Here is a 25,122-nt window from a genome sequence, read left to right as displayed (position 1 = left end):
ATTAACTATTTGAGTAGATAAAAGTAGCAATAATGCTACGATTGTCGATAATAAATTATCAGTATTTTATTTTATCTGACGAACAAAATGACATTTTCGTTTGCAGGCGCAAATAAAAAATCCCCGGAAAATATTCCCGGGGATTAAAACTGTACTATTATCTTATGATTTTAGGCTTCTGCCTTCATCATTTTTTCGTACTTCTTGCGGTCTTCTTCGTTCAGCTGTATTTTCCTCAGCCTGATGTTCTTTGGCGTTACCTCGATGCACTCGTCCTGCTGAATGTACTCCATACATTCTTCCAATGACATCACGATCTTAGGTGCGATGCGTGTAGCGTCATCACTACCGCTGGCACGGTGGTTGGTCAGTTTCTTACCTTCTATCGCGTTCACGTTCAGGTCGCCCGGCTTGATGTGCTCGGCGATGATCATACCTGCATATACTTCTTCACCCGGATCTACGAAGAAAGAACCCCTGTCCTGCAACTTGTCTATTGAATAACCTGTAGTAGTACCTGTACCTTTTGATATCAACACACCGTTGTTACGTCCGGGTATCGGGCCTTTCCATGGCTTGTATTCGTTAAAACGGTGCGCCATTACAGCTTCACCTGCAGTGTTGGTCAGCATCTGCGAACGCAGGCCTATCATACCACGAGATGGGATCTCAAACTCCAGGTGCTGCATTTCGCCTTTGCTCTCCATGATCAGCATTTCGCCTTTGCGCTGCGTTACCAGGTCTATCACCTTACCGCTGTATTCGCTCGGCACATCTACTACCAGTATCTCGTATGGTTCAGATTTTTTACCGTCTATTTCTTTTACAATTACCTGTGGTTGTCCTACTGTCAGTTCATAGCCCTCGCGGCGCATAGTTTCTACCAGTACACTCAGGTGCATGATACCACGGCCATAAACCAGGAATTTATCCGCATCGTCCGTATCCATTACCCTCAATGCCAGGTTCTTTTCCAGTTCTTTCATCAGCCTGTCCCTGATGTGGCGGCTGGTAACAAACTTACCTTCTTTACCAAAGAAGGGTGAGTTGTTGATGCTGAACTGCATGTTCATGGTAGGCTCATCAATAGAGATAACCTCCAGTGCTTCAGGATTCTCAAAATCAGCTATTGTCTCTCCTATCTGGAAACCTTCGATACCTACTACTGCACAAAGGTCACCGGCCTGTACTTCTTCCACGCGCTTCTTGCCCATACCCTCAAATACGTACAGCTCTTTTACTTTGCTCCGTACAAATGTGCCGTCTGTTTTGCACAGGTTCACATTCATACCTTCTTTCAGCGTTCCACGTGTTACTTTTCCTATAGCTATACGGCCCAGGAAGCTTGAGTAGTCCAGCGAGGTGATCTGCATCTGCAAATTACCTTCAGTTACCTTCGGCTCAGGTACTTTTTCCAGTATCGTATCCAGCAGAGTCTCAATACCTTCTGTTGGTTCCAGAGAGGTGTTGAACCAGCCTTGCTTTGAAGAACCATACAGGGTAGTGAAATCCAACTGCTCTTCTGTAGCATCCAGTTGGAAGAATAATTCGAATACAGCATCGTGCACCTCGTCAGGACGGCAGTTAGGCTTGTCTACCTTGTTGATAACAACGATAGGCAGCAGGTTCAGTTGCAACGCCTTCTGCAGTACGAAACGCGTTTGCGGCATCGGCCCTTCAAAAGCATCCACCAACAATATCACACCATCAGCCATTTTCAGTACGCGCTCTACCTCACCACCAAAATCGGCGTGGCCCGGAGTATCTATCACGTTTATCTTAACGTCTTTGTAAGTAACAGAAGCGTTTTTACTAAAGATGGTGATACCCCTTTCTTTTTCCTGGTCGTTGCTGTCCATGATCAGCTCACCTGTTTCCTGGTTGTCGCGGAAAACTTTTGTGGTGTGTAAGATCTTATCTACCAGGGTGGTTTTACCGTGGTCAACGTGTGCGATGATCGCTATATTACGTATATTCATAATCCTTTATTCCTGTAAAAAATAACCCCTCCTTTATGTTCGAAAAAAGGAAGGGTCTCCATTTCGGGCGCAAAGGTACGGAAATAAAGCTTTGAAAAGACTTTATACCCTTTTTTAATTTGTTAATTTATTATGACAATTAATTCCCCTTGAACGGAGCTTCCAGCTGAAACTCGGGAATGTTTACCGTGAAACGTGATTTGTTGAAGAGGTTCTCCATCTCGTAGGTGCCGTACATCTTACCGATGTCTGAGCGGAGGTTTGCAGCAGAAATGTATTGGTATATTTCGCCGGGCTGCATAATGGGTTGCTCACCTACTACGCCATCGCCCACCACTTCGCGAACTTCTGTACCATAAAATGTATCTGCAATATACCAGTGACGACTGATGAGCTGTACAGGCATTGGGCTCATATTTTCTATAGTGATACGATAGGCATGCAGGTATTCATTCGTCAGAGGGTTCGACTGTTCAGGTTGGTAGAATGTTTCTACAGTTATGCTTACTCCTTGTGTTACCTGTTGTACCATAGTTGCATGGTTTATGTAAATATAACCCTTTAGTAGTTGATTTGTTATATTTAATGTTTTAATATTTCGTTAACGGCCTCATTGATGAGTGAGCTCTCATATCCCTTTTGGGCCAGGTAACGGTATATTTTCTGCTTGCGGATGAATATGTTTTTCTCCGACCTTATCTCGTTAAGTTTTTTCTCCGCCAGCTTTTTTATAGTAGCCAGGTATTCATGCTCATCTATTTCGGTCAGGGCTTTCTTTATGCAATATTCTGAAACCTGTTGTTGCTTCAACTGTTGTACTATTTTGTTGCGGCCCCATTGTTTCATCCTGAATTTTCCACGTGCAACAGCCCGGGCGTAACGCTCTTCGTTCAGGAAACCCGCCTCTATTACTTTGATGATATACTCCTCTACCTCATCCGTAGTACAACCCAGTTCGTACAGTTTGTTCTTCACTTCTTTGTGCGAGCGCTCCTGGTAACGGCAGTAATGTGTAATAGATGCTAACGTAGAATCACCCCCACCATCTCCTCCTAACGGAGAGCGGTATATAGAATTATGTTGAAGTAAACTCAATTTTTGGTTTTGAGTTTTAAATTTTGACTTAATAATTATCTCCCCATGTACACCATCAGTATCTGCACATCGCTGGGGTTCACTCCGCTTATGCGGCTGGCCTGGCCCAGTGTACCCGGCCTTATTTTGTCCAGCTTCTGGCGTGCTTCGGTAGATAGTGCGGTCAGCTTATCATAATTGAACGATGCGGGTATGATCATATCCTCCAGTGTAGACATTTTTTTCACCAGCTCTTTTTCCTTCTCGATATACACATCATACTTGGCCTGTATCTCTGCCTGCTCCAGTTCCAACACATTAGCATCGCCTATCGCTTCAGCCAGTCCCGGTATCTCGGTCATCATTTCTTTCAGGCCTATGCCGGGGCGCAGCAACATTTTCAGTGCGCGTGTTCTTTCGTTTATGGTCGATGAGCCAATTTTTTCCAGGTATGCATTTGCCGCTTCGGGCTCTATCGGGAAATCTGCCAATAGCTTTTTGATCCTTTCTACCTGTTCTTTTTTATGGTTCACACGCTCCAGCCTTTCATCCGATGCCAATCCTATCTCGTGACCCAATGGCGTTAGTCGCATATCGGCGTTGTCCTGCCTCAGTATCGTTCTGAACTCGGCACGGCTGGTGAACATGCGGTAAGGTTCATCCGTTCCTTTGTTGATCAGGTCGTCTATCAGCACACCAATGTAAGCGTCACTTCTTTTCAGTACAACGGGTTCCTGCTCCTGCGCTTTCCTGTGTGCATTGATACCGGCCATCAGCCCCTGGCATGCCGCCTCTTCATAACCGGTCGTCCCGTTTATCTGCCCCGCAAAGTACAGGTTCTGCACCAGCTTGGTCTCCAGTGTAAAATGCAGTTGTGTCGGCGGAAAATAATCGTACTCAATGGCATAACCCGGGCGGAAAAACTTACAGTTCTCAAAACCCGGTACCGTCCTTAGTGCATTATACTGCACCTCTTCCGGCAGCGAGGTGCTGAAACCGTTTACATATATCTCCACCGTGTTCCACCCTTCCGGCTCTACAAAAAGCTGGTGCCTCTCTCTTTCCGCAAAACGGCTGATCTTATCTTCTATACTCGGGCAATACCTGGGGCCACTTCCTTTTATCCTGCCCTGGTACATGGGCGATTTCTCGAACCCGGTCTTTAAAATATCGTGTACTTCCTGGTTGGTATAAGTTATCCAGCAGGTACGCTGCTGTTCGGGTTTTATCCTGTCTACCGGTAAATAAGAAAACCCGACTATTTCCTCGTCTCCGTGTTGCACTTCCATTTTCGAATAGTCCAGGCTTCTGCCGTCTACCCTTGGCGGGGTTCCTGTTTTCAGGCGGGCGCTTTCAAAACCTATTTCTACCAACTGCTCTGTAATACCGGTTGCTCCCTTCTCGCCCATACGGCCGCCGCCAAATTGTTTCTCGCCCACGTGTATCACACCATTCAGGAAAGTTCCGTTGGTCAGTACCACGGTCTTGCCATATATCTCCTGCCCCATTCCGGTCACCACTCCTTTCACCGTTCCACGTGAAACGATGAGCCCTTTCACCATATCCTGCCAAAAGTCCAGGTTCGGTGTCTGCTCGAGCATCTCCCGCCACAAAGTAGCAAACAGCATACGGTCGTTCTGTGTACGGGGGCTCCACATACCCGGGCCTTTTGAGCGGTTCAGCATACGGAATTGTATCATGCTCTTATCACTCACTATACCGCTGTAGCCCCCCAATGCATCTATCTCCCGCACTATCTGGCCTTTGGCAATGCCACCCATAGCGGGGTTACAGCTCATCTGTGCGATGGTCTGCATGTTCATGGTGACCAACAGCACCTTAGAACCCATATTGGCAGCAGCGGCAGCGGCTTCACAGCCTGCATGCCCGGCACCTACCACTATTACATCATACTCCGGAAACATAAGGGCGCAAAGTTACGAACCATTACTGTTAAAAAGCCGTTACAACAGTTATGAATATGATTTTTCCTTAACTTTATTAAAACGATACGAAATGAAACTTATAACCACCACTCTTTTAGCCGCATTGTTGTGTGGCAGTTTATATGCTCAAAGCTTCTCCGCAGGTCTTCGCTCCGGAATTGGCAAAACGCTGGATGTTGCTAAGATCAATGAAGGCACTATCAATAATACATGGGATAAAGAATTGTTTCTGCGGTACGAGACCAAAGGCCGCTTTGCCTTTGAAGCCGGTGCTACACAATACATCTTCACACGGAATAATAGCGACAGTTATGTAAACACGATCATTTGCTTCCCGGCCGATGACTATTACTATAAATATGAACGAGTAAGCCAGTTTAATAAGTATAATGTCATTGACTTTGGCCTATCAGCACAATTAGACCTGACGTGTAAAGGCATGCAACAATGCCCTGTATTAAAAAACATGCGAAGCTTTGTAGGTGTTTATGGCTCTATGGGATATGCCTATACCACCACTACTTATACAGACAGGAGTTATGCAGATGGTATGGAAGTAAACCGTATTCTGGAAGATAAATACCCCTACAATGTGACACTGGGATTGAATCATACGCTGAAATATACCATCAACAAAATGTATATCACATCTGTTGTTGCATATGGTATTCAACCAGGAAGCTTCAGTTACATGTATTGGGCCGGCGATCCTACACCCAATAGCAAATTATCGCTAAGACTCGGTGCAGGCTATAACTTTTAGTATAATTGGTTGCTCATATTACAGCCCGTCAGTGTTATGCTGACGGGTTTTTTATTTGATTATCAATTAATTATACCCAAAATACACCCAGGCAAACCTATCCTGCATATACACTGTCTTTACCAGTACCATTAATGAACAGGAACATGAACAGGATCAACCTTATTACAATTGCCATATTACTCGTTTCTTCTCCGGTTTTTGCGCAAAACTTTTCCTTTGGAGCCCGGGCTGGTGTAGGTAACACCTACGATATGAGTAGCCTGAAGTCAGGTGTATTAGACAAAAGCCTGGATAAAGAACTTTTTCTACGCTACCAAAGCAAAGGCAGGCTTGCTTTTGAAGTGAGCTGTATACAATATAATGGCACCCATACCACACCAGCGCAAATATTCGATTGTAGGTGGGGAGAAACAGAGCCCCCAACATCTACAGACGGAGGAAGTAATGCCCTGAGTAATTATGTAGACCTCAACTTATCCGCCCAGTACGATATTTCCTGCCCTTATATTCAGGAGCATTGCCCGGTAATGAAGCACCTCCGTAGTTTCATCGGGATAAATATTGGTGCCAGGTACCAATCAAGTACTAACAAACATTACGTTATATCACTGTCAGATGGCAGTATATCCCAGGAAATAACGAGGTATAAAGAGATAAATACCCCACAGGCGGGATTAACCCATACACTTACATACAGCTTTGGTAAGTTCTATGCCAGTTCTGTAGCTTCGTTTTATATCAGGCCATGGGACATGTCTGCCATGTACATGAATAGTAGCATCTATCCTGATAGCAAATTATCACTCAGGCTTGGCCTTGGTTACAGGCTTTAGAGGTTCATTTGTGCTGTAAATCAATTACTTACCGCTCAATCAGGCCATTTAATTATTAACCGTTCCACGTGGAACATCACATTACTAAGACTATGAGACTTATACTATTATCATTGCTGGTGTTGCTATTTTGTACCACAACATACTGCCAGGAATATATCATCGGATATAGAATCGGCCCGATAAAGAACTTCGATGGAAATCAACCCACAAGGCGACCTTCATTTAAAACCTTTGAAAATGGTATTTACTATAGGTACAACTCCAAAGGACGTATATCCCTGGATATTGGGGTGAGCTATCATGAATATCGTGAACAATCCGGCCCACAAATAATATTTGATGCAGGCTATAATATTTATGACAGCAAGCTCAAACTCCAGATGCTGGACTTTCAATACGCTATTCAGTACAACATTACCCCTAAAAGTTATCAAAGATCCGGGGTATTGAAGCATGTGGACCATTATATGGGTATCGTGCTCGGGCACAGAAGTTGTAGAATAACCGATACATGGTATACAAAAGACTGGGGAACGGACTTAAAAAGAGAGCAGGTACATAAATCTGGGGACATATCTGCCTTTGCAGGTGTAAACTACACTCTATCGTACACTTTTAATCGGCTGATACTGCAATCTACCAGTACAATACTAACAAATTCAAGTGATTTCGGATTCCTTTCAAGTGATTACTATAACTTTCCATCCAGCAGACTATCCATAAACTTCGGCATAGGCTACAATCTGCACAAAGAAAAGAATGATGTTCCACGTGGAACGCAGGCAAAATAATTATCCCGCAATCATTATCTTTATTATAGGTTCCACGTGGAACCTATAATAAAGAGCTATGAAAAAAATTCTACTAGGGTTATCCCTGTTATTGACTGCCTGTAATCAAAAAGAACAGGTAGACACCATAATTACGGCCGCGGGAATATATACCTGTGATAGCCAATTCAGTACAAAACAGGCTATAGCCATAAAAGATGGGAAAATCCTGGCTACGGATAGCAAAGAAAACATCCTGAAACACTATACAGCAAAGGAGCTTATTGATGTACCGGACAAATGGGTATTTCCAGGCTTTATTGATGCTCATTGCCACTTTTCAGGATATGCTTTGCAGCAGTATAAGTGCGACCTGGTAGGAACTAACTCTTTTGAGGAAGTACTGGAGCATCTACAGGACTATGAAAAAGAAAATAAACTTAGCTGGATCTATGCCCGTGGTTGGGATCAGAATGACTGGGAGATAAAACAATTCCCCGATAATACGGAGTTGGACAGGTTATTCCCTGACAAACCGGTGATACTTAAAAGGATCGACGGACACGCTGTATTATGCAACAGTAAAGCATTACAATTGGCAGGCATTAATAGCAAAACAGTAATCAATGGGGGCATTATTGAAAAGAAAAACGGAAGACTTACCGGAATCCTGATAGACAATGCAACAGGCCCTGTAGAAAAATTAATACCTGCTCTTCCCGATTCGGTAGCTGTAAAATATTTGCAGCAGGCAGAGCGTGAATGTTTCTCTTTAGGACTTACAGGTGTAGTTGATTGCGGAGTCAAGGCACCAATAATAAAACAACTATTTGCATTGTATAAAAATGGCCAACTGCAAATAGGAAACTCACTGCTGCTGGACCAGGAAAAAAACACCTTAGATGAGTATGCTCCTAAAGGTCCATACAAAAAAGGGCAGATACAGATCAACGGTATAAAATTATATGCTGATGGTGCACTTGGCTCAAGAGGTGCATGTTTACTAAAACCATACTCAGATATGCCGGGTCATTATGGTATGCTCCTGTCTGATATTGATAAAATGGAAGAAGTTGCAAAGCTCGCTAAAGCCACTCATTTGCAGCTGTGCACACATGCTATAGGGGACAGTGCAAACCACGCGATTCTCAGGCTTTATAGCAAATTTCTACCTGAAAATAACGACCTGAGATGGCGTATAGAACACGCACAAGTTGTTGATTATCAAGACTATAACATGTTCGGAAAGTATAAAATAATACCCTCTGTACAACCGACTCATGCCATATCAGATATGCCATGGGCGGGTGAAAGATTAGGAGAGGAGAGATTACCCGAGGCTTATGCCTATAAAAGACTTTTAGACCAGAATGGTTGGATAGCACTAGGTACGGATTTCCCTGTGGAACAAATAAACCCCTTTGCAACATTTTATACCGCAGTTGCAAGAAAAGATAAAGACGGAGATCCGGAAAATGGTTTCATGAAAGAAAATGCACTGAGTAGAAAAGAAGCGCTTATGGGTATGACCTCCTGGGCAGCGAAAAGTGTATTCCTGGAAAAAGAAACAGGTAGCTTAGAAATAGGAAAACAAGCTGACCTTATTATACTTGATAAAGACATCATGAATATTCCTGAAAAAGAATTGCTCTCAACAAAAGTGTTATACACCATAGTAAAAGGAAAAATAGTGTACAACAAAAAAGGGGCTGAATGATCAGCCCCTTTTAATACTATTTCAATTCAACTATTTAATAACAGAGAACTTGCGTAATGTCTGCTGTCCGTCTACACTTATGATAAGGTAGTAAGAACCTGCAGCCAACTCTGAAGTATTAATAGTGTACTTATCGTTTGACACGTTGTTGTGTGTTACTTCTTTGATCTTGGCACCTATTACATTCAGTACAGAATAAGTAACATCGTTGGCTGGCTTATCCAGTGTAACAGCTACGTTCAGTACTTCAGTTGCAGGGTTAGGGTACAAACTCACATCAAACGCCGCTGACTGTGTATTCTCAACACCAACTTTGAACAGCGACATACTTACAGGGATAGAAGGTACCAGGCCATTCTTTTGTTGAGAGAACCTGATAGAATCTTCCAGGAAGTAGTATGACTCAAAAGGATAGTGAGCCGGAACACCATCAGGTGTAGTAGAACCTGTGAAAGAACCGAAGTTGTTAGGGAACAACGGAGCATATGGCTCACGTGTGCTGTTGGTAGCGTGTTTCCTTCCCCATGATCTTACAAAGTAGTTGCTCTCACCATCAACTGCCAGGAATGCATTGGTCGGCATTGCTGCGCTGATCCAGTACCAGGTGTTTGCTTCTGTAGTAATCACTTTTGAAGGTTCAAAAGCATCCTTAATAACTACTTTATGTACCTGTCCTGAAGTATCTGCAGCTACGAAAGTTTTTTCACCTAGACCTACGATAGAACACTCATCAGCTACGATAACACTGTCACCATTAGCATCAGTCCATTTCCATACCAGTATCTGCACTTTACCAATAGAAGCCATGCTATTGTCAGTTTGCGCATTCTCTTTAGACAGAGATATCATAGCATTCTCAAACTGGTAACCAGCTTTTTCCATATATAGGAATGGTCCCCAGGTGAACTCAGCATTAGAACTTAACCTGTAACCACGTCCAGAGAAAGGAACATCATTATTGAAATCATAACGGCCTTTAGAATAAACGTGGTTATCAACATAGAAAGAATAGCTTGCTTTGTTATCACCCATAAACTGGTCTGTGAATACATCAGACGTCAGCTCATACTCAACATCATAACGGCCTGTTCCTGTCGGAGCCAGGTCATAATCTTTATCGATGAATGGAGTAACGATAGAATCACCGGGAGCGAAACCTGTAAAGCTTGTAGAGTCTACCCTTACTACAGAAGTAGAACCACCTGTAGGTGTCCATTTAAGTGTAGCATACATTTTAACGTTATTAGCAGTAGTAGTACCGAAGTTACCTATAACAGCTCCGTAGAAAGCTTTGTAAGGTACCGATGATGCACCAGTGATCTGTGCCAATGGTATAGAATAAGCGTGTTGCAGACCAAGACCCGCATCAACAAATCCTATGTCATTGTTATAACCATTGCTCCATACAGACAACGACATTTTTACTGCACCGCTTGATAAAGCTGTCTCAATAGCTGCTCCTTCAACGTCAGATACCATGATAACAGGTATGGTAACGTTAGCGCCTTGTGCACCTGCACCCATACCTACCGGTGGGCCAGGGCTGTGGTTAACAATAATTACAGCAACAGCACCGGCGTTCTCTGCATTTAAAGCTTTGGCACCAAATTCACAGGTTCCCCTTTTTATCAGTGCTATCTTACCGGAGATTGCACTTGCATTTACCAGCGTTCCGCACGCATCATATGGGTCGGCTTTTACGATATCTATACCCACGATCGGATTCGACAAACCTGCAATAGATCCGCCCCACTGGCCACTTGACTTACCATCATTTGATATAGTGTGAATAACAGGTCCCGCAAGATTAGACGGAGTGCTGATCGTTACACGGCCACCAACATAGTCAATGTAGAAGTTGTTGTTAGACGGTGTGGTCTGGTCACCCCATGCACCCATTTTCGGCTGAGCTACCGCCAATAGCGGCATAGCCATGGCTGTAACCAGGAATGTTTTTAAAAAGTTGAATTTCATCATAGTATTTCCCTTTTTCTGTTATTTAGAAAATTAAAAAGTGTACTAAAATAGGCAATATTTGTATCTAAAGCAAAATTTGTACCCCTTTTAGGGGTATTTTAGATTACACTGTCATTTCTGTGTCAAATGCCTAATTCTGCGCTCATTTTCAGCATCCTGTTTATCGGTTTCTTTGCAGCTATCCTCACTTCTTCCTCCATGGTTATCTCCGGAAGTTCATATTTCATACACAGGTACAATTTCTCCAATGTATTCAGTTTCATATGGGGGCAATCATTGCAGGCACAGGAGTTGTCAGGTGGGGCAGGGATAAAAGTCTTTTCAGGAGAAAGTTTCTGCATCTGGTGCAATATCCCAGCCTCTGTAGCTACTATAAATGTATTTGAATCATGCGTTTGTGTATAATTGAGCAGCTGGGTGGTAGAACCTATAAAATCTGCCATCTTCAACACTACATCTTCACATTCGGGATGTGCTATCAACTGTGCTTCAGGATGACGTTCCTTAAGTTTTGTGATCTTTTCAAGCGAGAATAACTCATGTACCATACATGCGCCATTCCATAATAACATTTCACGCTTCGATACCTTGTTGATATATGCACCCAGGTTCTTATCAGGTGCGAAGATTATTTTCTGATCTGCCGGCAGACTTTCAACTATCTTCCGTGCATTAGACGAGGTACATATAATATCACTCAGCGCTTTGATACCTGCAGAACAGTTGATATAAGAAATAACTAAATGATCAGGGTGTTTTTCTTTAAATGCTTTGAATATTGCCGGCGGGCAACTATCACTTAGCGAACAGCCTGCATTAAGATCTGGTAACAAAACTTTCTTATCGGGGTTGAGGATCTTTGCTGTCTCTGCCATAAAATGCACACCTGCAAATACGATAATGTCGGCATCAGTGTTGGCTGCTTTCTGCGCCAGGCCTAAACTATCGCCTATGTAATCTGCTACATCCTGTATATCCGGTTCCTGGTAGTAATGTGCGAGTAGTATTGCGTTCTTCTCTTTCTTCAAACGCTCTATTTCTGCAAACAGATCCAGCGTCGGATCAATTTCCATGTCAAGAAATCCTCTTTTTTTCAAATTTCCCAACGAGATTTCAACCTTATCAACCATTGTAAAATATTAATAAAAAAACTTTTTAAAAACTGACTATTATAAACTAGGACTGTGGATATGGGGGTATTATTTTACTATCCCTATTGCAAAGTTAAATAAGTATACCCATACACAAATATTCCCGACAATATCCACACTAGCAATGCTCATTAAACGGACATTCCCACAAAAAACACCCGGTATGTGAATAAACAACGGTGTTAAAAAGTTCCGGGGTCTGAATATCGGACATGACTGTTGAAAAACAGGGTTATCAACATAACAAAAAAGTAATGTTGTATTAACAATTTATAAATATTGGATAACTACCCATGTTACCACAACGTTATCAACGGGAATCAACACCCCATCTGAATAACACAAAATAATGCATATATTTTAGGTATAATACTTATAAAACAGCTCCTATTTTGGCAAATAATATATTAAAAACAAAATCTGTAGACGAAATCACGATTTTTCATATAAATTTGCCGTCCTTACATTTAAAAGTCAGAACCTATATTATATGTCTGTAATACAGAAGATCAGGACGAAATACGCAAAACTCGCAGGTGGGGTTATTGCTGTGGCATTGGTTGCATTTATATTAATGGATGCATTGAATAGTAAAACCGGTAGCCTATTTGGTAAAGATAACAGCATAGCCAAAGTGAATGGTGAAGCAATAGATTACCTGGACTACACACGCCGTACCAAAGATTACGAAACATTATATGGTAGCAACCAGACCATTGATGATAATTTCCGTGCACAGATCAACGAAATGGCACTGCAGGATCTTATCAAAGAAAAACTAGTAGCTGAGCAGGCTGAAAAACTGGGACTGGTAATTACTGAAGCTGAGAAAAAGGATATGATATATGGTAACGATCCTGACCAGGCAGTAAAAAGCTATCAGCCGTTTACCAACCCCAACACGAAATCTTTCGACCCGCAATATGTAAAATTGTTTGAAGAACAGGCCGATCAGCTGGACCCTACCGGTAAAGCCCGTGCACACTGGGAGACTTTCAAGGATTACATCATCCGCACAGCAATGACCAAGAAATTCAATACGCTGTTCTCCGCAGCAGTATACATGCCCAAGTTCCTGGTCGAGGCAAGGTCTAAAGAACAAGCGCAAATGGCAGACATCAATTATGTGTCTGTACCTTTCGAATCTGTAAATGACAACGAGGTTGAACTGACAGATGCCGACTACAACAACTTCATCAAAGAACATAAAGCTGATTTCACTACCGAAGTTCCTACACGTGCTATTGAGTATGTAAGTTTCAATGTATTGCCTACTGCTGTGGATACGGCAAGGGCGCTGGGTGTTCTTAATACCATCAGAGAAGATTTCGTTAATACGAATGACAACGAAAGCTTCGTGAACAGGAACTCTGAAGAGTCTTTCGATTCTACTTATAAAATGAAGAAGTCTTACCAGTCTATATATGCTGATTCTGTTTTCGCAATGTCTGTTGGCAGCGTAATGGGTCCGGTATACGAGAACGAAACATACAAACTGGTAAAAGTAACCGGTAAGAAATCATATCCTGATTCTGTTAAGTGCAGGCACATATTAATTAAGACCGGCGAAAAAGGCCAGCTGACCGTAGAAGACAGTGTGGCTAAGAATAAAATTGACAGCATCGCAGCCGCTATAAAAGCAGGTACGCCTTTTGCCGAGATGGTTCAGAAATATTCTGACGATGAGGGCAGTAAAGAAAAGGGTGGTGAGTATACATTCTCTTTCGAGCAGAAGAACAACTTGTCTAAAGAATTTGGAGATTTCATTTTCGAGGGTAAAAAAGGTGAGTCTAAAGTGGTGAAGGTGTCCAACAACTCTTATGCAGGATATCACTATATAGAGATACTGGACCAGACCAACTTCGCTCCCGCACTGCAACTGGCGGTAATATCAAAGGCATTATTTGCCGGCGACGAAACAGAGAACGAAGTATATGCGAAAGCAGCTGAATTTGCAGGCAGCAATTCAAAAGCAGCGGAGTTCGACAACGCCATTGCAACTGAAAATCTGCAAAAACTGATGGCGGACAATATTAAAGTATCCGACTTCACTATACAGGGCATAGGCCCCTCACGCGAGATAGTACGGTGGGTATATGAGTCAGAGGTGGGCCAGGTGTCAGGTGTATTTGCACTGCCGGGCAAATACCTGGTAGCCAAACTTACTGCAGTGAACAAAGCCGGCCTCAGGACACTGGATTCAAATACACGCAGGAACATTGAGCCACAGCTGAAGAACGAGAAAAAAGCGGATGTAATTGCTAAGAAATATGACGGTAAAAAATCATTGTCTGAAATAGCTTCTACCGCAGGTACTGAGCTGCAGTCTTTCGATTCGTTCAGGGGCAACAACTCTTTCTCTGGCCCTATGGGTTATGCTCCGAAAGTGGTAGGTTATTCTTTCTGTAATGATTTCAAACCAAACACAGTTTCTCCTGCTATTAAGGAGCAAAGCGCGGTTTACTTCATCAGCGTGAAGAACAGGTATACTTCTGCTAACAAAGACGAGACTTTTAGCGAAAGAGAACGCGATATGATGCAGATGGAGATCAAGAACTCGCTGAACGGCAGGATAGAAGAGCAATTGAAAAAGAACGCCAATATCAAATACAACCCGCAAAACTATTAATATAAGTTTCTCTGAAGACGATATAAGCAAAAACGGCCCCGTAACCTCGGGGCCGTTTTTATTTGCTCACCAACTGTTTGTAACTTTGTAGCATGGATACGATCGTAAACAAAGTAGCCGAAAGCGGTATTATTACCCTGGATCTCGCAGCTTATCTGCCTGAAGAGGGTTCGGTTGTTCCTTTCGATATTAAACCGTTCTTGTTTCGCGAGATGATCCTGAAAGAAAAAGACTTTCGCGATGCCATGAAAGAACACGACTGGACAACATACAAGGATAAGTATGTAGCTATTTATTGTTCGGCAGATGCAATTGTACCTGTTTGGGCATATATGCTCATCTCATCCTGCCTGCAACCTTTCGCGGCCTCAGTGTACTTTGGTACGGTTGAAGAAATGACGAAAAAAATAGTTGCTGACAAAATTGGTGTGATAGATACCGCAGAGTATGTAGACAAGCGTGTAGTGCTGAAAGGCTGCGGTGATAAAAGCGTGCCTGAAATAGCTTATGTGGCAGCAACGGAAAAACTAAGGCCTGTTGTAAAATCGCTGATGTATGGGGAGCCCTGCTCTACGGTACCTATCTACAAGCAGCCCTTGAAAAGAAATTAAGCATCCCGGTCATTTACACTACCAGTATATTGACAGATATCTTTTCTGATAACTGAAAGTTGTCCCCGTTCTTATTGGTTACCCACACGCTGTTGTCGTAAGGCATACGCTCTGTAACGTTCAGCTCTGTGCCTATTTCCAGGTTAAAACGTTTCAGCTGCTGCAGAAAAGCGCTCGAGGTATCATTCACTGCTACGAATACACAAGTAGTATTTACCGGTATTTCAGTAAGCGGTACGGCCTTGCTGGCGGGCAACTCTCCGTTCTGTTTCGGTATCGGGTCTCCATGCGGATCATACTCCGGAAAACCCAGGTACTCATCCATGCGGTCTATCAGTTTCTGAGAGCGGATATGTTCCAGTTGTTCTGCTATCTCGTGCACCTCGTCCCAGGCAAAGTTCAGTTTGTCGCAAAGAAAGGTTTCCCACAACCTGTGCTTGCGCAGTATGGATAATGCAATTTGGGTTCCTTCATTCGTCAGCCTTACTTTCTTATATTTCTCGTAGTGTATCAACTCTTTTTCCGACAGTTTTTTGAACATGTCGGTCACCGTTGCGGGGCGGGTTTGCACGCGCTCGGCTATTTCATTTACAGAAACTTCCCCGGTGTCATTCCTGTCGGAGATGGTATATATAGCTTTGATATAATTCTCTTCTGTAAACGTAAGCGCCTGCATGCGTCTAAATTAAGAAACAATCGCTACAAACAACCGAATAAAGATGTCAACCCGCTTTTTTTGCCTGCATAAAATAATAGACTACCGGCAGTGTGGTCAGCCCCATGATCAATGGCAGCAACCATATGCCAACCGTGGCCGAATCCTGTGAGCGGACCATAGCATATGCCGTAGCCAGCATACTCACCTGTAGTCCGGTATTCAGCACCCGCAGCATGCGGGTGGCCAGGCTGTATTGTCGCAGGGCATTTTCTTCGGTAATAGCTACCGGGTAGTTGAACAGGTGCGGTGCTCTGTTCAGTGCAACAAACAGGAAAAACAGGAGGGTACTGATAATGGGAATGACAAACAAAGTGTTTTTGCTGCCGGTACCGTTCACGTGGCCCGAAGCGTCAAAATGGGTGTTGATGGTCTCCGGCAGAATATTGTAGTGATACAGCACTAGGCTCCAGATCCCGATCACCAGTACGATTGAAATAATATCCAGCATACGGTCTGCAGGGCCGGATGTAATTTTTATTTTTGGTCTTGCATTCACAGCGGTTTATTTTTAACACCTTAAGATAGATAAAAAACATAACTTGTTAATATATGAAAAAGACGATACTTGCACTGCTGTTGTTCATAGGTTGTATCAGCAATGCACGGGCAATGGGCATAAAACTGTATATAGGTTCTGCTGAAACAGAAGCCAACCAGTCTAGCCGTTTTTTCCTGCAACTGGTAGTGTGCAACAACAATACTGATACCATATACATAAGAAGGGATGACCTGGACAATATTTACCCGCGTGTAACGCTGGACGCGTCTGTAATAGGTGATGGCGGTAGTTATTACTTGCTGAATAATGTGACCAGGCTTATAGAAGAGCCGGACAGGATGCGCGAATTGGTGGGCAAACACCCGGCACAACATTTTGAGGCGACCACCACGCATCAGAAAGAGTTGTATGAAGAGAACAACAAGCTACCACAAAAAGAAGTGAGAGGGGAAAAGTATTACGTTATAGCCCCTAATAAATGCCTGACGGTAAATAGCGTTACCCAGTCCGCGATATTTGAGCTGGTGAAACTGGAAGACCTGACCAAACAAGAAAAAGAGGTGGCCGAGGTCTATCTCACTCTGCCGGTATGGTACCAGACTTATACGGATGAGACACGACGCCTGGACCTGCTCATTGCCCGCTCCTCCGACGACCTGAAAAAATGCATATTCGTGCATAATAAGCATTGATAAGTGTGCCTGAGTATGTTGTTGAAGAACACCAACATGTTCGTCATAGACAAGCAATACATTGCGAAAGTTGCCGGTGTAGAACACACTGCAACGTCGGACTAGATGTATAGCGGCTATTTTTTACGTACTTTCGATACCCCAATTATGAAGTTGACGGATAATCATGGAAGGGCGGTAAACTACCTCAGGCTGGCGGTGACGGACAGGTGCAACCTGCGCTGTTTCTATTGCATGCCCGAACATGGTATCGACTGGCTGGACAGGGCAGAGCTGATGACCTGGGAAGAGATGCTGCAGATATGTGGTGTATTGATAAATATGGGCGTTGAGAAGATACGCATCACTGGCGGAGAGCCTTTTGCCCGCAAGAACTTTATGGATTTTCTACGCAGCCTCTCGCAATTGGAAGGCCTGAAAGAACTGACACTTACTACTAATGGCGTACTGACAGCGCAATATGTACCCGAATTAAAGAAACTGGGGATCAAGTCGGTAAACCTGAGCCTGGACACAGTGGACAGGGACCGCTTTTTTGCCATTACCCGCCGCGATGAATTACCTAAAGTGCTGGATACCATGCACGAATTGTTAAGGCATGACATAGGCGTTAAGATAAACGCCGTGGTGATGGAAGGAAAAAATACGCAGGACATAATTCCGTTGGCAGCATTGACCAAAGACCTGCCCGTGGCGGTGAGATATATTGAAGAAATGCCTTTCAGCGGTACCGGTACCTATGCCGGGCTGACATGGGATCATATAAGGATATTGGACACGCTGAGAGAGCAATACCCCGATATTGAAAAAATGCAGGATCCTCTTTACTCCACTTCTTATAATTATAGCATACCGGGGCATAAAGGAACGGTGGGCATTATTGCCGCTTATACCCGTTCGTTCTGTGGCACCTGCAATCGCGTGCGCATCACACCACAGGGTGAGTTGAAAACCTGCCTCTATGGTGATGGCGTACTGAACGTCAAAGACCTGTTGCGCAAAGGTTATGATGAAGAAATGATACAGGGCAATATTCTGCGGGCGATAAACCACAGGGCGAAAAATGGTTGGGAAGCGGAAGAAAGCCGCAAGGCAGATGCCAACCGCGAATCAATGGCCGCAATAGGAGGATAACGATATGACCAGTGTAGCAGCAGCCGAACATATTATCTTGTCAGAAAAGAAAGACTATGGCACTGAGCTTGTGGGGATAAGACAGGCTACGGGTAGAGTATTGGCTGAAGACATTGGCGCAGACAGGGATTTTCCCCCTTACGATCGGGTGACCATGGATGGTATCGCGATACTGTTCGAAGCCTATGAAAAAGGCAACAGGACGTTCCGCATAAAAGGAACACAACAGGCAGGCGATGCACCGATAGCGATAGAAAGCGATGGAGAATGTGTAGAGATAATGACGGGCGCAGCGTTACCCGATATTACCGATACTGTGATACGTTATGAAGACCTGGAGATAAATGATGGACATGCCACTATCGTAACTGATAACATAAGGCAGGGAAAGAATATACATTACAAAGGCTCTGATAAAATAGAGAACCAATTGTTGGTTGCCGCCAATTGTGTTATAACGCCGGCTATTATCAATGTAGCAGCGTCAGTTGGCAAGTCGCAACTCTTGGTGAAAAAATTGCCGCGTGTAGGTGTATTATCAACGGGTAATGAACTGGTACCTATTGAGCAAACGCCTTCACCTACAGAAGTACGTCGCTCTAATACATATGCCATTGCATCCGTTTTGCAGCAATACCATATACAGGCAGATATGTTGCACATACCCGATGATGAGGCAATTATATTATCTGCATTGAGTAAATGCCTGCAGGAATATGATGTGCTGATATTAAGCGGTGGCGTATCGATGGGTAAATATGATTACCTGCCCGAAGCATTTGCCAAACTGGACGTAGAAAAGAGATTCCATAAAGTGAGGCAACGCCCAGGCAAGCCGTTCTGGTTTGGTGCGAGTCCTGAAGAGAAAATAGTTTTTGCCTTTCCCGGCAATCCTGTTTCTACGTTCATGTGTATGTACAGGTATTTCGTTCCGTGGTTGCAGGCATCGTTGGGTATGGAACAGAGCAAACCCTTGTATGCAGTATTAGACAGGGACTATATGTTCAAGCCGGAGTTGCAGTATTTTTTGCAGGTGAAAATTAACAGCACAGAGGACGGATGTTTGATAGCCACACCATCCGAAGGTAATGGCTCAGGCGATTTCGTTAACCTGCTGTACACCGATGCGTTCATGGAACTGCCGGAACATAAAACTAACTTTACAGAAGGAGAGGCATACAGGATATGGCCTTATAAAACTATTATATGAGTGAGCTGACACATCTGGACGAACAGGGACGCGCCAATATGGTAGACGTAAGCGCAAAGGCGGTAACCAAGCGCACTGCACGTGCCAGGAGTATTGTATTGCTTCCGCAAAACGTATTGGCGCAATTGGTGAACGGTGATATACAAACAAAGAAGGGTGCGGTTTTTCAGACGGCGATAATAGCGGGTATCATGGCTGCGAAAAAAACGGGCGAACTGATACCGCTTTGCCACCCGCTGGGCTTGGACAACTGCCATATAGATATACAGGTGAATGAACAGGATGAAGTGGTGATAGATTGCACTTGCAGCATCACGGCAAGAACAGGCATAGAGATGGAAGCGTTGACGGGCGCTTCTGTTGCGGCACTTACTATATACGATATGTGCAAAGCCATGAGCCATGATATTGTGATAAAGGAAACTAAGCTGATGGAGAAAACGGGAGGTAAAAGTGATTTCAAAAGAGACTAAACTATACGGGCTTGTACTGGCCGGTGGCAAGAGCCAACGCATGGGGCACGACAAGAGCATAATAGAATGGCATGGTAAAGAACAGCGCTATTATGTAGCCGACCTGTTGCAGGAGTTTTGTGATGAAGTATATATCTCCTGCCGTGCAGAACAACAAAACGAAATAGACAACCATTACCAAACACTTGTTGATAAGATAGAAGTGAAGGGCCCTGCAGCGGGGATACTCACTGCACTATTTGAAAAAGAAAATACTGCATGGCTGGTCGTTGCTTGCGATCTGCCCCTGCTATACAAAGACACGTTGCAATATCTTATTGATAACAGGGATCAAACGAAAGTGGCTACTACATTCAAAAGTCCGCACGATGGTCTGCCCGAACCGCTGATAACCATCTGGGAGCCGAAGGCCAAAGAGGCATTGTTGTCGTTTGTGGAAACAGGACATTCATGCCCGCGCAAAGCACTCATCAACAGTGATACCTATATTATAGAACCGCAATATCCTGAGGCGCTCATTAATGCCAATACGCCCGAAGATGCGGAACGTGTGCGGGATATTTTAACGGCTAAAATGAACACTACCCGATGAGCGACCTGGCAAGATATAGCTGTCAAATGGCATTGCCTGGTTTTGACATCCGGGCACAGGAAAAACTATCTGCCACAAAAGTGCTGATAGTCGGTGCCGGAGGTCTGGGTTGCCCTGTTGCGCAATATCTTGTTTCAACTGGTGTGGGTACACTTGCTATTGCAGACTACGATACTGTTGTTGTAAAGAACCTGCACAGGCAGATATTGTATACGCCTGCTGATGAAGGAAAGAAAAAAGTAGCAGTAGCCGCTGAACGTTTACAACAACAGAATCCGGAGATAAATATTATTCCGCTTGACCTGAAAATAACAGCGGAGAATGTTTTAGACATCATCAACGGTTATGATGTAGTGGTAGATGCAACGGATAATTTTGATACCCGTTATTTGCTGAATGATGCATGTGTATTGTCTGGCAAGCCACTGGTGTATGGTGCCATCTATCAATACGAAGGACAGGTAGCTGTTTGGAACGTAGCCAATGCTGACGGCTCCCGTTCACCCAATTACCGCGATCTTTATCCTGATGTAAATGCCGCCGTTGTTCCTAATTGTGCGGAAGGTGGTGTGCTGCCAACCATTGCGGGTATCATTGGTTGTATGCAGGCTAACGAAGTGATCAAATACATAACCGGCATAGGTGAATTGCTGGCGGGTAAATTATTATTCGTGGATGCAACCACCATGCAAAGCAGGACGATAAAACTCGGGAAGACCACCCAAACTAATATTACCGCCCTGCCTTTTTCTGTACAGGAAATATCAGCAACAGTTTTACAGAATGATACCACAGCCTATTATTTGATAGATGTAAGAACGGCAGAAGAGCGCAATACTTTTCATATCGGTGGTGTGCATATTCCATTACAGGAAATCACTAATGCCGCAATAGAAACAGGCAAACCGATAGTTTGTTATTGCGCATCTGGCAGGCGCAGCGCAGAGGCCGTTAAGATATTATCCGGAAGATTTCCCGGAGTTGAGATATACTCATTGCAGGGAGGTGTTGAGGCATGGAAGGTACATCAGGGGTGAGCAGCTACCCACACTTCGCCATCCTCAAAAATTTCTTTCTTCCAGATAGGAACAGTTTCTTTCAGCGTATCGATGATGTAACGGCAGGCATCAAAAGCAGCATCGCGGTGTGCAGCGGAGACTGCTATCACAACGGGTACATCACCCGTCACCAATATACCTGTGCGATGATGTATCACTACTTTCTGCAGCTCCCACTTTTCCATCGCCTGTTCGGCCAGCTTCTCCAGTTCTTTCAATGCCATGCTTTCATAAGCCTCAAACTCCAGGGTCACTACCCTTTTGCCGTTGGTCATATTGCGCACGGTACCGATGAATACATCTATGCCCCCGCACTCAGGCGCCTGTACCTGTTCGATACAGTAATTGATGTCTAATGTTTCTGATGAGATCTTTACTTCTATCATAATTATCCTCCGCTTACTGGTGGTATAATGGCTACTTCGTCTGCTTCTGTGATAACAGTACCCGCCTGTGCATATTCGTCATTCACCGCTATCATATAAGACCGCAGTTCTTTCAGTTCGGGATATTCTTCTTCCAGCGCAGCTTTCAGTGTAGCGGTTGTTGCATTATCATTCAGCTCAACATTGATCGCCGTGCCTCCGAAAATATCTTTCGCTATGCCAAATGCCAGGACTTCTATAGTCATACTCGTATGTTATTACAGGTGCTTTATCAGCACATTCACGCCTGCGGCAAATACCAGCAAGGCTGTCAGTCTTCTTATCCATAATGGATTCAGTTTTACCGCTCCCATTCGCGAGCCCAATTGCCCCCCGGCAAATACCGCTATACAAAGCAACGAAATCTGGCGGTAATTTATGTTATCCGGCAGTTGTGTTATTTGTCCCGCTATGCCTGCCAGTGAATTGACAAGTATAAATACACTCGCTGTAGCGGCTATCTTCCTGGGGGCGTCCCATTTCAACAGGTTGAGTAATGGCGCTAAAAATATACCACCGCCTATGCCTACCATCCCCGACAGGAAACCGATACCACCGCCCAATGCACTGTCTTTTACCATATTAGCCTCCCCGTTTATGGAGAGGATATTTGCTTTGGCTTTTTGTGTCTGCACCCAGAGCAACATAGCGGCAACAATAAGGCTGCAACCGAGAATGATAAAGAAGGTCTGCTCACTGATCTTCATAGTAGCGCCCAGGTAGGCCATAGGCACGCTGATGAGTACCAGCGGTAATATCTTGCGCAGATCTACCTGTTTGTTCCTGATGAAAATGATGGTGCCACCCGTTACCACAATGATGTTACAAATCAGTGCGGTGAGACGTATCTCTTTAAAGGGCAATGCATACAATGCCAGTATGGCCAGGTAGCTGGACCCGCCACCGAAACCCACCGAAGCGTACACAAATGCGATGACGAAAAAGAACAATAATAACTCCCAGTGCGGCATAGTGTAATATTAAGCAATAATGCCTTTCAGCAAAAAAGTAAATAAGCCGTACATTTATCCAAAATCAGTTCATATGAAAAATATTATCGCGGCGCTGGGCCTGGCCGCTATCTTTCTATCCTCCTGCGGCAATAGCGCCAATGTGCAACAGGATGCCCAGGCCTTCATTGATAAGTACACCGAAAAATATGTGCAGCTGTACACAGCATCAAGCGAGGCACAGTGGAAATTCAATATTGAGATAATAGAAGGCGACGAAACCAATAAACTGGCCGCGCAAAAAGCAGACGAAGAAATGGCTGCTTTTACCGGTAGTGCTGAAAACATTGAACAGGCAAAAAAATTCCTGCAACACAAAGATCAGCTGACCGATATACAGGTAAAACAACTGGAGCTTATTTTATACAGCGCCGCTAACAATCCGCAGACGGTTGCTGAAACAGTGAAAGAACGCATCAAAGCAGAAACCGACCAGACAGAAAAGCTGTATGGTTTCCAGTATATGCTGGGCGATAAAAAAGTAAGCACCAACGATATTGATGGTGTTCTGAAAACAGAGAACAACCTGGACAAAAGGTTGGCAGCATGGAATGCGAGTAAAGAAGTGGGCGCTCCGCTGAAAGACGGACTGGCACACCTGCGCGACCTGCGCAACCAGACCGTACAGGCGCTGGACTATAACGACTACTTCACATACCAGGTGAGCGACTATGATATGAAGACCGATGAGATGATGCAGACAATGGAGCGCCTTATGGGTGAGCTATACCCGCTGTATCGTGAGCTGCACACATGGATGCGTTACGACCTGGCTAAAAAATACGGCGCGAAAGAAGTGCCGGACTACCTGCCCGCACACTGGTTGCCTAACCGTTGGGGACAGGACTGGAGCCCGTCGATAGAAGTAGAAGGATTGGACATCAACGCAGTTCTGGGCGAAAAAACGGCTGAGTGGATAGTGAAAGAAGGAGAGAAACTATACACCAGTATCGGTTTCCCTGATCTGCCGCAGACATTCTGGGAAAAGTCAAGCCTCTACCCTTACCCCAGCGACTCTAGCGTGAAAAAGAACAATCACGCATCGGCATGGCATATGGACCTGAACAAGGACGTGCGCAGCCTCATGAGTGTAGAGCCTAATGCTGAGTGGTGGGAGACTGCCAACCACGAGCTGGGCCATATCTATTATTACATGACCTATACCAATCCTGACGTACCGCCATTGTTGCGTGGTGGTGCCAACCGTGCATACCACGAGGCTATTGGTAGTATGATGGGACTGGCTGCTATGCAGAAGCCATACCTGGTTGGTCGTGGCCTGGTACCTGCCGACGCTAAAACCGACGAGATACAAAGCCTGATGAAAGAGGCCATGAACTCTGTAGTGTTCATGTTCTTCTCTTGCGGTACCATGAGCCATTTTGAAAGAGACCTGTATGTGAACAATCTGCCCGAGGACCAGTTCAATGCAAGGTGGTGGGAGTATGTGAAGAAATACCAGGGTATCGTTCCGCCAACAGACAGGGGCGAGGAGTACTGCGATGCCGCTACAAAAACGCATATCAACGACGATGCCGCGCAGTATTATGATTACGCGCTCTCTTATGTATTGCTGTATCAACTGCACAACCACATAGCCAAAGAGATACTGAAGCAAGACCCGCGTGCTACCAACTACTACGGCGAAAAAGGTATCGGCGATTTCCTGAAGAAGATCACCTACCCCGGTGCTTCTAAAGACTGGCGCACCGTGCTGAAAGAAAGTACAGGCGAAGAGCTGAATGCAAAAGCTATGCTGGAATACTTCGACCCGCTGGTAAACTGGCTGAAAGAACAAAACAAAGGCAGAACCTACACCCTGCCCGAGCAACTATAATTTTTCACAACTAATATA

General features: G+C 44.3%; 24 protein-coding genes. 13 read left to right on the top strand and 11 right to left on the bottom strand.

The annotated features are described in order from the left end of the window. Positions 1 to 170: 170 nt before the first annotated feature. From typA to mnmG, 4 genes are all read right to left on the bottom strand, one after another. Complete coding sequence (gene typA / locus H6550_01630; GenBank protein ID MCB9044816.1) at positions 171 to 1,982, bottom strand: translational GTPase TypA; 1,812 nt, start codon at positions 1,980 to 1,982, stop codon at positions 171 to 173. Between the two features lie 136 nt (positions 1,983 to 2,118). Then, positions 2,119 to 2,511 (bottom strand): Co2+/Mg2+ efflux protein ApaG, encoded by a 393-nt coding sequence (gene apaG / locus H6550_01625; GenBank protein ID MCB9044815.1) that lies wholly within the window; start codon positions 2,509 to 2,511, stop codon positions 2,119 to 2,121. 50 nt (positions 2,512 to 2,561) lie between these two features. Then, positions 2,562 to 2,996, bottom strand: coding sequence for a RecX family transcriptional regulator (locus H6550_01620; protein MCB9044814.1), 435 nt, complete (start codon positions 2,994 to 2,996; stop codon positions 2,562 to 2,564). 113 nt (positions 2,997 to 3,109) lie between these two features. Next, positions 3,110 to 4,978 (bottom strand): tRNA uridine-5-carboxymethylaminomethyl(34) synthesis enzyme MnmG, encoded by a 1,869-nt coding sequence (gene mnmG / locus H6550_01615; protein ID MCB9044813.1) that lies wholly within the window; start codon positions 4,976 to 4,978, stop codon positions 3,110 to 3,112. Positions 4,979 to 5,069: 91 nt separating this feature from the next. On the opposite strand from mnmG, the gene H6550_01610 reads away from it, so the two are divergent. From H6550_01610 to H6550_01595, 4 genes are all read left to right on the top strand, one after another. Further along, positions 5,070 to 5,762, top strand: coding sequence for a hypothetical protein (locus H6550_01610; protein MCB9044812.1), 693 nt, complete (start codon positions 5,070 to 5,072; stop codon positions 5,760 to 5,762). A gap of 146 nt (positions 5,763 to 5,908) precedes the next feature. Beyond that, the gene (locus tag H6550_01605; GenBank protein MCB9044811.1) at positions 5,909 to 6,598 is read left to right on the top strand and encodes a hypothetical protein; all 690 of its coding nucleotides are present in this window, start codon (positions 5,909 to 5,911) and stop codon (positions 6,596 to 6,598) included. A gap of 92 nt (positions 6,599 to 6,690) precedes the next feature. Further along, on the top strand, positions 6,691 to 7,392 hold the full coding sequence (locus H6550_01600) for a hypothetical protein (protein MCB9044810.1): 702 nt from the start codon (positions 6,691 to 6,693) through the stop codon (positions 7,390 to 7,392). A 58-nt stretch (positions 7,393 to 7,450) separates the two neighbouring features. After that, positions 7,451 to 9,088, top strand: a complete 1,638-nt coding sequence (locus H6550_01595) for an amidohydrolase (GenBank protein MCB9044809.1) — start codon at positions 7,451 to 7,453, stop codon at positions 9,086 to 9,088. Between the two features lie 30 nt (positions 9,089 to 9,118). Here the strand turns inward: H6550_01595 and H6550_01590 are convergent, their stop codons facing one another. Beyond that, positions 9,119 to 11,065: a T9SS type A sorting domain-containing protein gene (locus H6550_01590; GenBank protein ID MCB9044808.1), complete on the bottom strand. Its 1,947-nt coding sequence runs from the start codon at positions 11,063 to 11,065 to the stop codon at positions 9,119 to 9,121. A 122-nt stretch (positions 11,066 to 11,187) separates the two neighbouring features. Beyond that, the gene (nadA, locus tag H6550_01585; protein ID MCB9044807.1) at positions 11,188 to 12,195 is read right to left on the bottom strand and encodes a quinolinate synthase NadA; all 1,008 of its coding nucleotides are present in this window, start codon (positions 12,193 to 12,195) and stop codon (positions 11,188 to 11,190) included. Positions 12,196 to 12,706: 511 nt separating this feature from the next. Here nadA and H6550_01580 point away from each other — a divergent pair. Both H6550_01580 and H6550_01575 read left to right on the top strand, forming a co-directional pair. After that, positions 12,707 to 14,845 carry a SurA N-terminal domain-containing protein gene (locus tag H6550_01580; protein MCB9044806.1) on the top strand — a complete coding sequence of 713 codons (2,139 nt, stop codon included), beginning with the start codon at positions 12,707 to 12,709 and terminating at the stop codon, positions 14,843 to 14,845. Positions 14,846 to 14,937: 92 nt separating this feature from the next. Beyond that, positions 14,938 to 15,456 carry a DUF2480 family protein gene (locus H6550_01575; GenBank protein ID MCB9044805.1) on the top strand — a complete coding sequence of 173 codons (519 nt, stop codon included), beginning with the start codon at positions 14,938 to 14,940 and terminating at the stop codon, positions 15,454 to 15,456. Positions 15,457 to 15,469: 13 nt separating this feature from the next. On the opposite strand, the gene H6550_01570 is transcribed toward H6550_01575, so the two are convergent. Both H6550_01570 and H6550_01565 read right to left on the bottom strand, forming a co-directional pair. Further along, positions 15,470 to 16,132 carry a metal-dependent transcriptional regulator gene (locus tag H6550_01570; protein ID MCB9044804.1) on the bottom strand — a complete coding sequence of 221 codons (663 nt, stop codon included), beginning with the start codon at positions 16,130 to 16,132 and terminating at the stop codon, positions 15,470 to 15,472. 46 nt (positions 16,133 to 16,178) lie between these two features. Further along, entirely contained in the window at positions 16,179 to 16,670 is a 492-nt protein-coding gene (locus tag H6550_01565) for a DUF1648 domain-containing protein (protein MCB9044803.1), read from the bottom strand. Between the two features lie 53 nt (positions 16,671 to 16,723). Here H6550_01565 and H6550_01560 point away from each other — a divergent pair, with 53 nt between their 5' ends. The 6 genes from H6550_01560 to H6550_01535 all read left to right on the top strand — a co-directional run bounded on the left by H6550_01560 (position 16,724) and on the right by H6550_01535 (position 21,811). Next, complete coding sequence (locus H6550_01560; GenBank protein ID MCB9044802.1) at positions 16,724 to 17,365, top strand: hypothetical protein; 642 nt, start codon at positions 16,724 to 16,726, stop codon at positions 17,363 to 17,365. 147 nt (positions 17,366 to 17,512) lie between these two features. After that, complete coding sequence (gene moaA / locus H6550_01555) at positions 17,513 to 18,499, top strand: GTP 3',8-cyclase MoaA (protein ID MCB9044801.1); 987 nt, start codon at positions 17,513 to 17,515, stop codon at positions 18,497 to 18,499. 4 nt (positions 18,500 to 18,503) lie between these two features. Then, positions 18,504 to 19,709 carry a molybdopterin molybdotransferase MoeA gene (locus tag H6550_01550; protein MCB9044800.1) on the top strand — a complete coding sequence of 402 codons (1,206 nt, stop codon included), beginning with the start codon at positions 18,504 to 18,506 and terminating at the stop codon, positions 19,707 to 19,709. After that, positions 19,706 to 20,182: a cyclic pyranopterin monophosphate synthase MoaC gene (moaC, locus tag H6550_01545; GenBank protein MCB9044799.1), complete on the top strand. Its 477-nt coding sequence runs from the start codon at positions 19,706 to 19,708 to the stop codon at positions 20,180 to 20,182. Before H6550_01550 ends, moaC begins: the two co-directional genes overlap by 4 nt. Further along, entirely contained in the window at positions 20,163 to 20,774 is a 612-nt protein-coding gene (locus H6550_01540) for an NTP transferase domain-containing protein (protein ID MCB9044798.1), read from the top strand. The genes moaC and H6550_01540 overlap by 20 nt, the downstream gene beginning before the upstream one ends. After that, positions 20,771 to 21,811, top strand: coding sequence for a ThiF family adenylyltransferase (locus tag H6550_01535; GenBank protein ID MCB9044797.1), 1,041 nt, complete (start codon positions 20,771 to 20,773; stop codon positions 21,809 to 21,811). Before H6550_01540 ends, H6550_01535 begins: the two co-directional genes overlap by 4 nt. Here the strand turns inward: H6550_01535 and H6550_01530 are convergent. From H6550_01530 to H6550_01520, 3 genes are read right to left on the bottom strand one after another with little or no spacing between them, the layout of a single operon-like run. Continuing rightward, positions 21,802 to 22,218: a molybdenum cofactor biosynthesis protein MoaE gene (locus H6550_01530; protein MCB9044796.1), complete on the bottom strand. Its 417-nt coding sequence runs from the start codon at positions 22,216 to 22,218 to the stop codon at positions 21,802 to 21,804. The two genes, H6550_01535 and H6550_01530, sit on opposite strands and share 10 nt — an antisense overlap. Positions 22,219 to 22,220: 2 nt before the next feature. Further along, entirely contained in the window at positions 22,221 to 22,463 is a 243-nt protein-coding gene (gene moaD, locus H6550_01525; GenBank protein ID MCB9044795.1) for a molybdopterin converting factor subunit 1, read from the bottom strand. Positions 22,464 to 22,475: 12 nt separating this feature from the next. Then, the gene (locus H6550_01520; protein MCB9044794.1) at positions 22,476 to 23,228 is read right to left on the bottom strand and encodes a sulfite exporter TauE/SafE family protein; all 753 of its coding nucleotides are present in this window, start codon (positions 23,226 to 23,228) and stop codon (positions 22,476 to 22,478) included. A gap of 73 nt (positions 23,229 to 23,301) precedes the next feature. On the opposite strand from H6550_01520, the gene H6550_01515 reads away from it, so the two are divergent. Continuing rightward, a complete protein-coding gene (locus H6550_01515; GenBank protein MCB9044793.1) occupies positions 23,302 to 25,104 on the top strand; it encodes a M2 family metallopeptidase in 1,803 nt (600 codons plus the stop codon). The last annotated feature ends 18 nt before the right edge of the window (positions 25,105 to 25,122 follow it).

This window comes from Chitinophagales bacterium (assembly GCA_020636495.1).
Classification (GTDB): Bacteria; Bacteroidota; Bacteroidia; order Chitinophagales; family Chitinophagaceae; genus UBA5543.
Note: the sequence above shows the minus strand (reverse complement) of the source record. Positions and strands in the feature narration are given on the sequence as shown.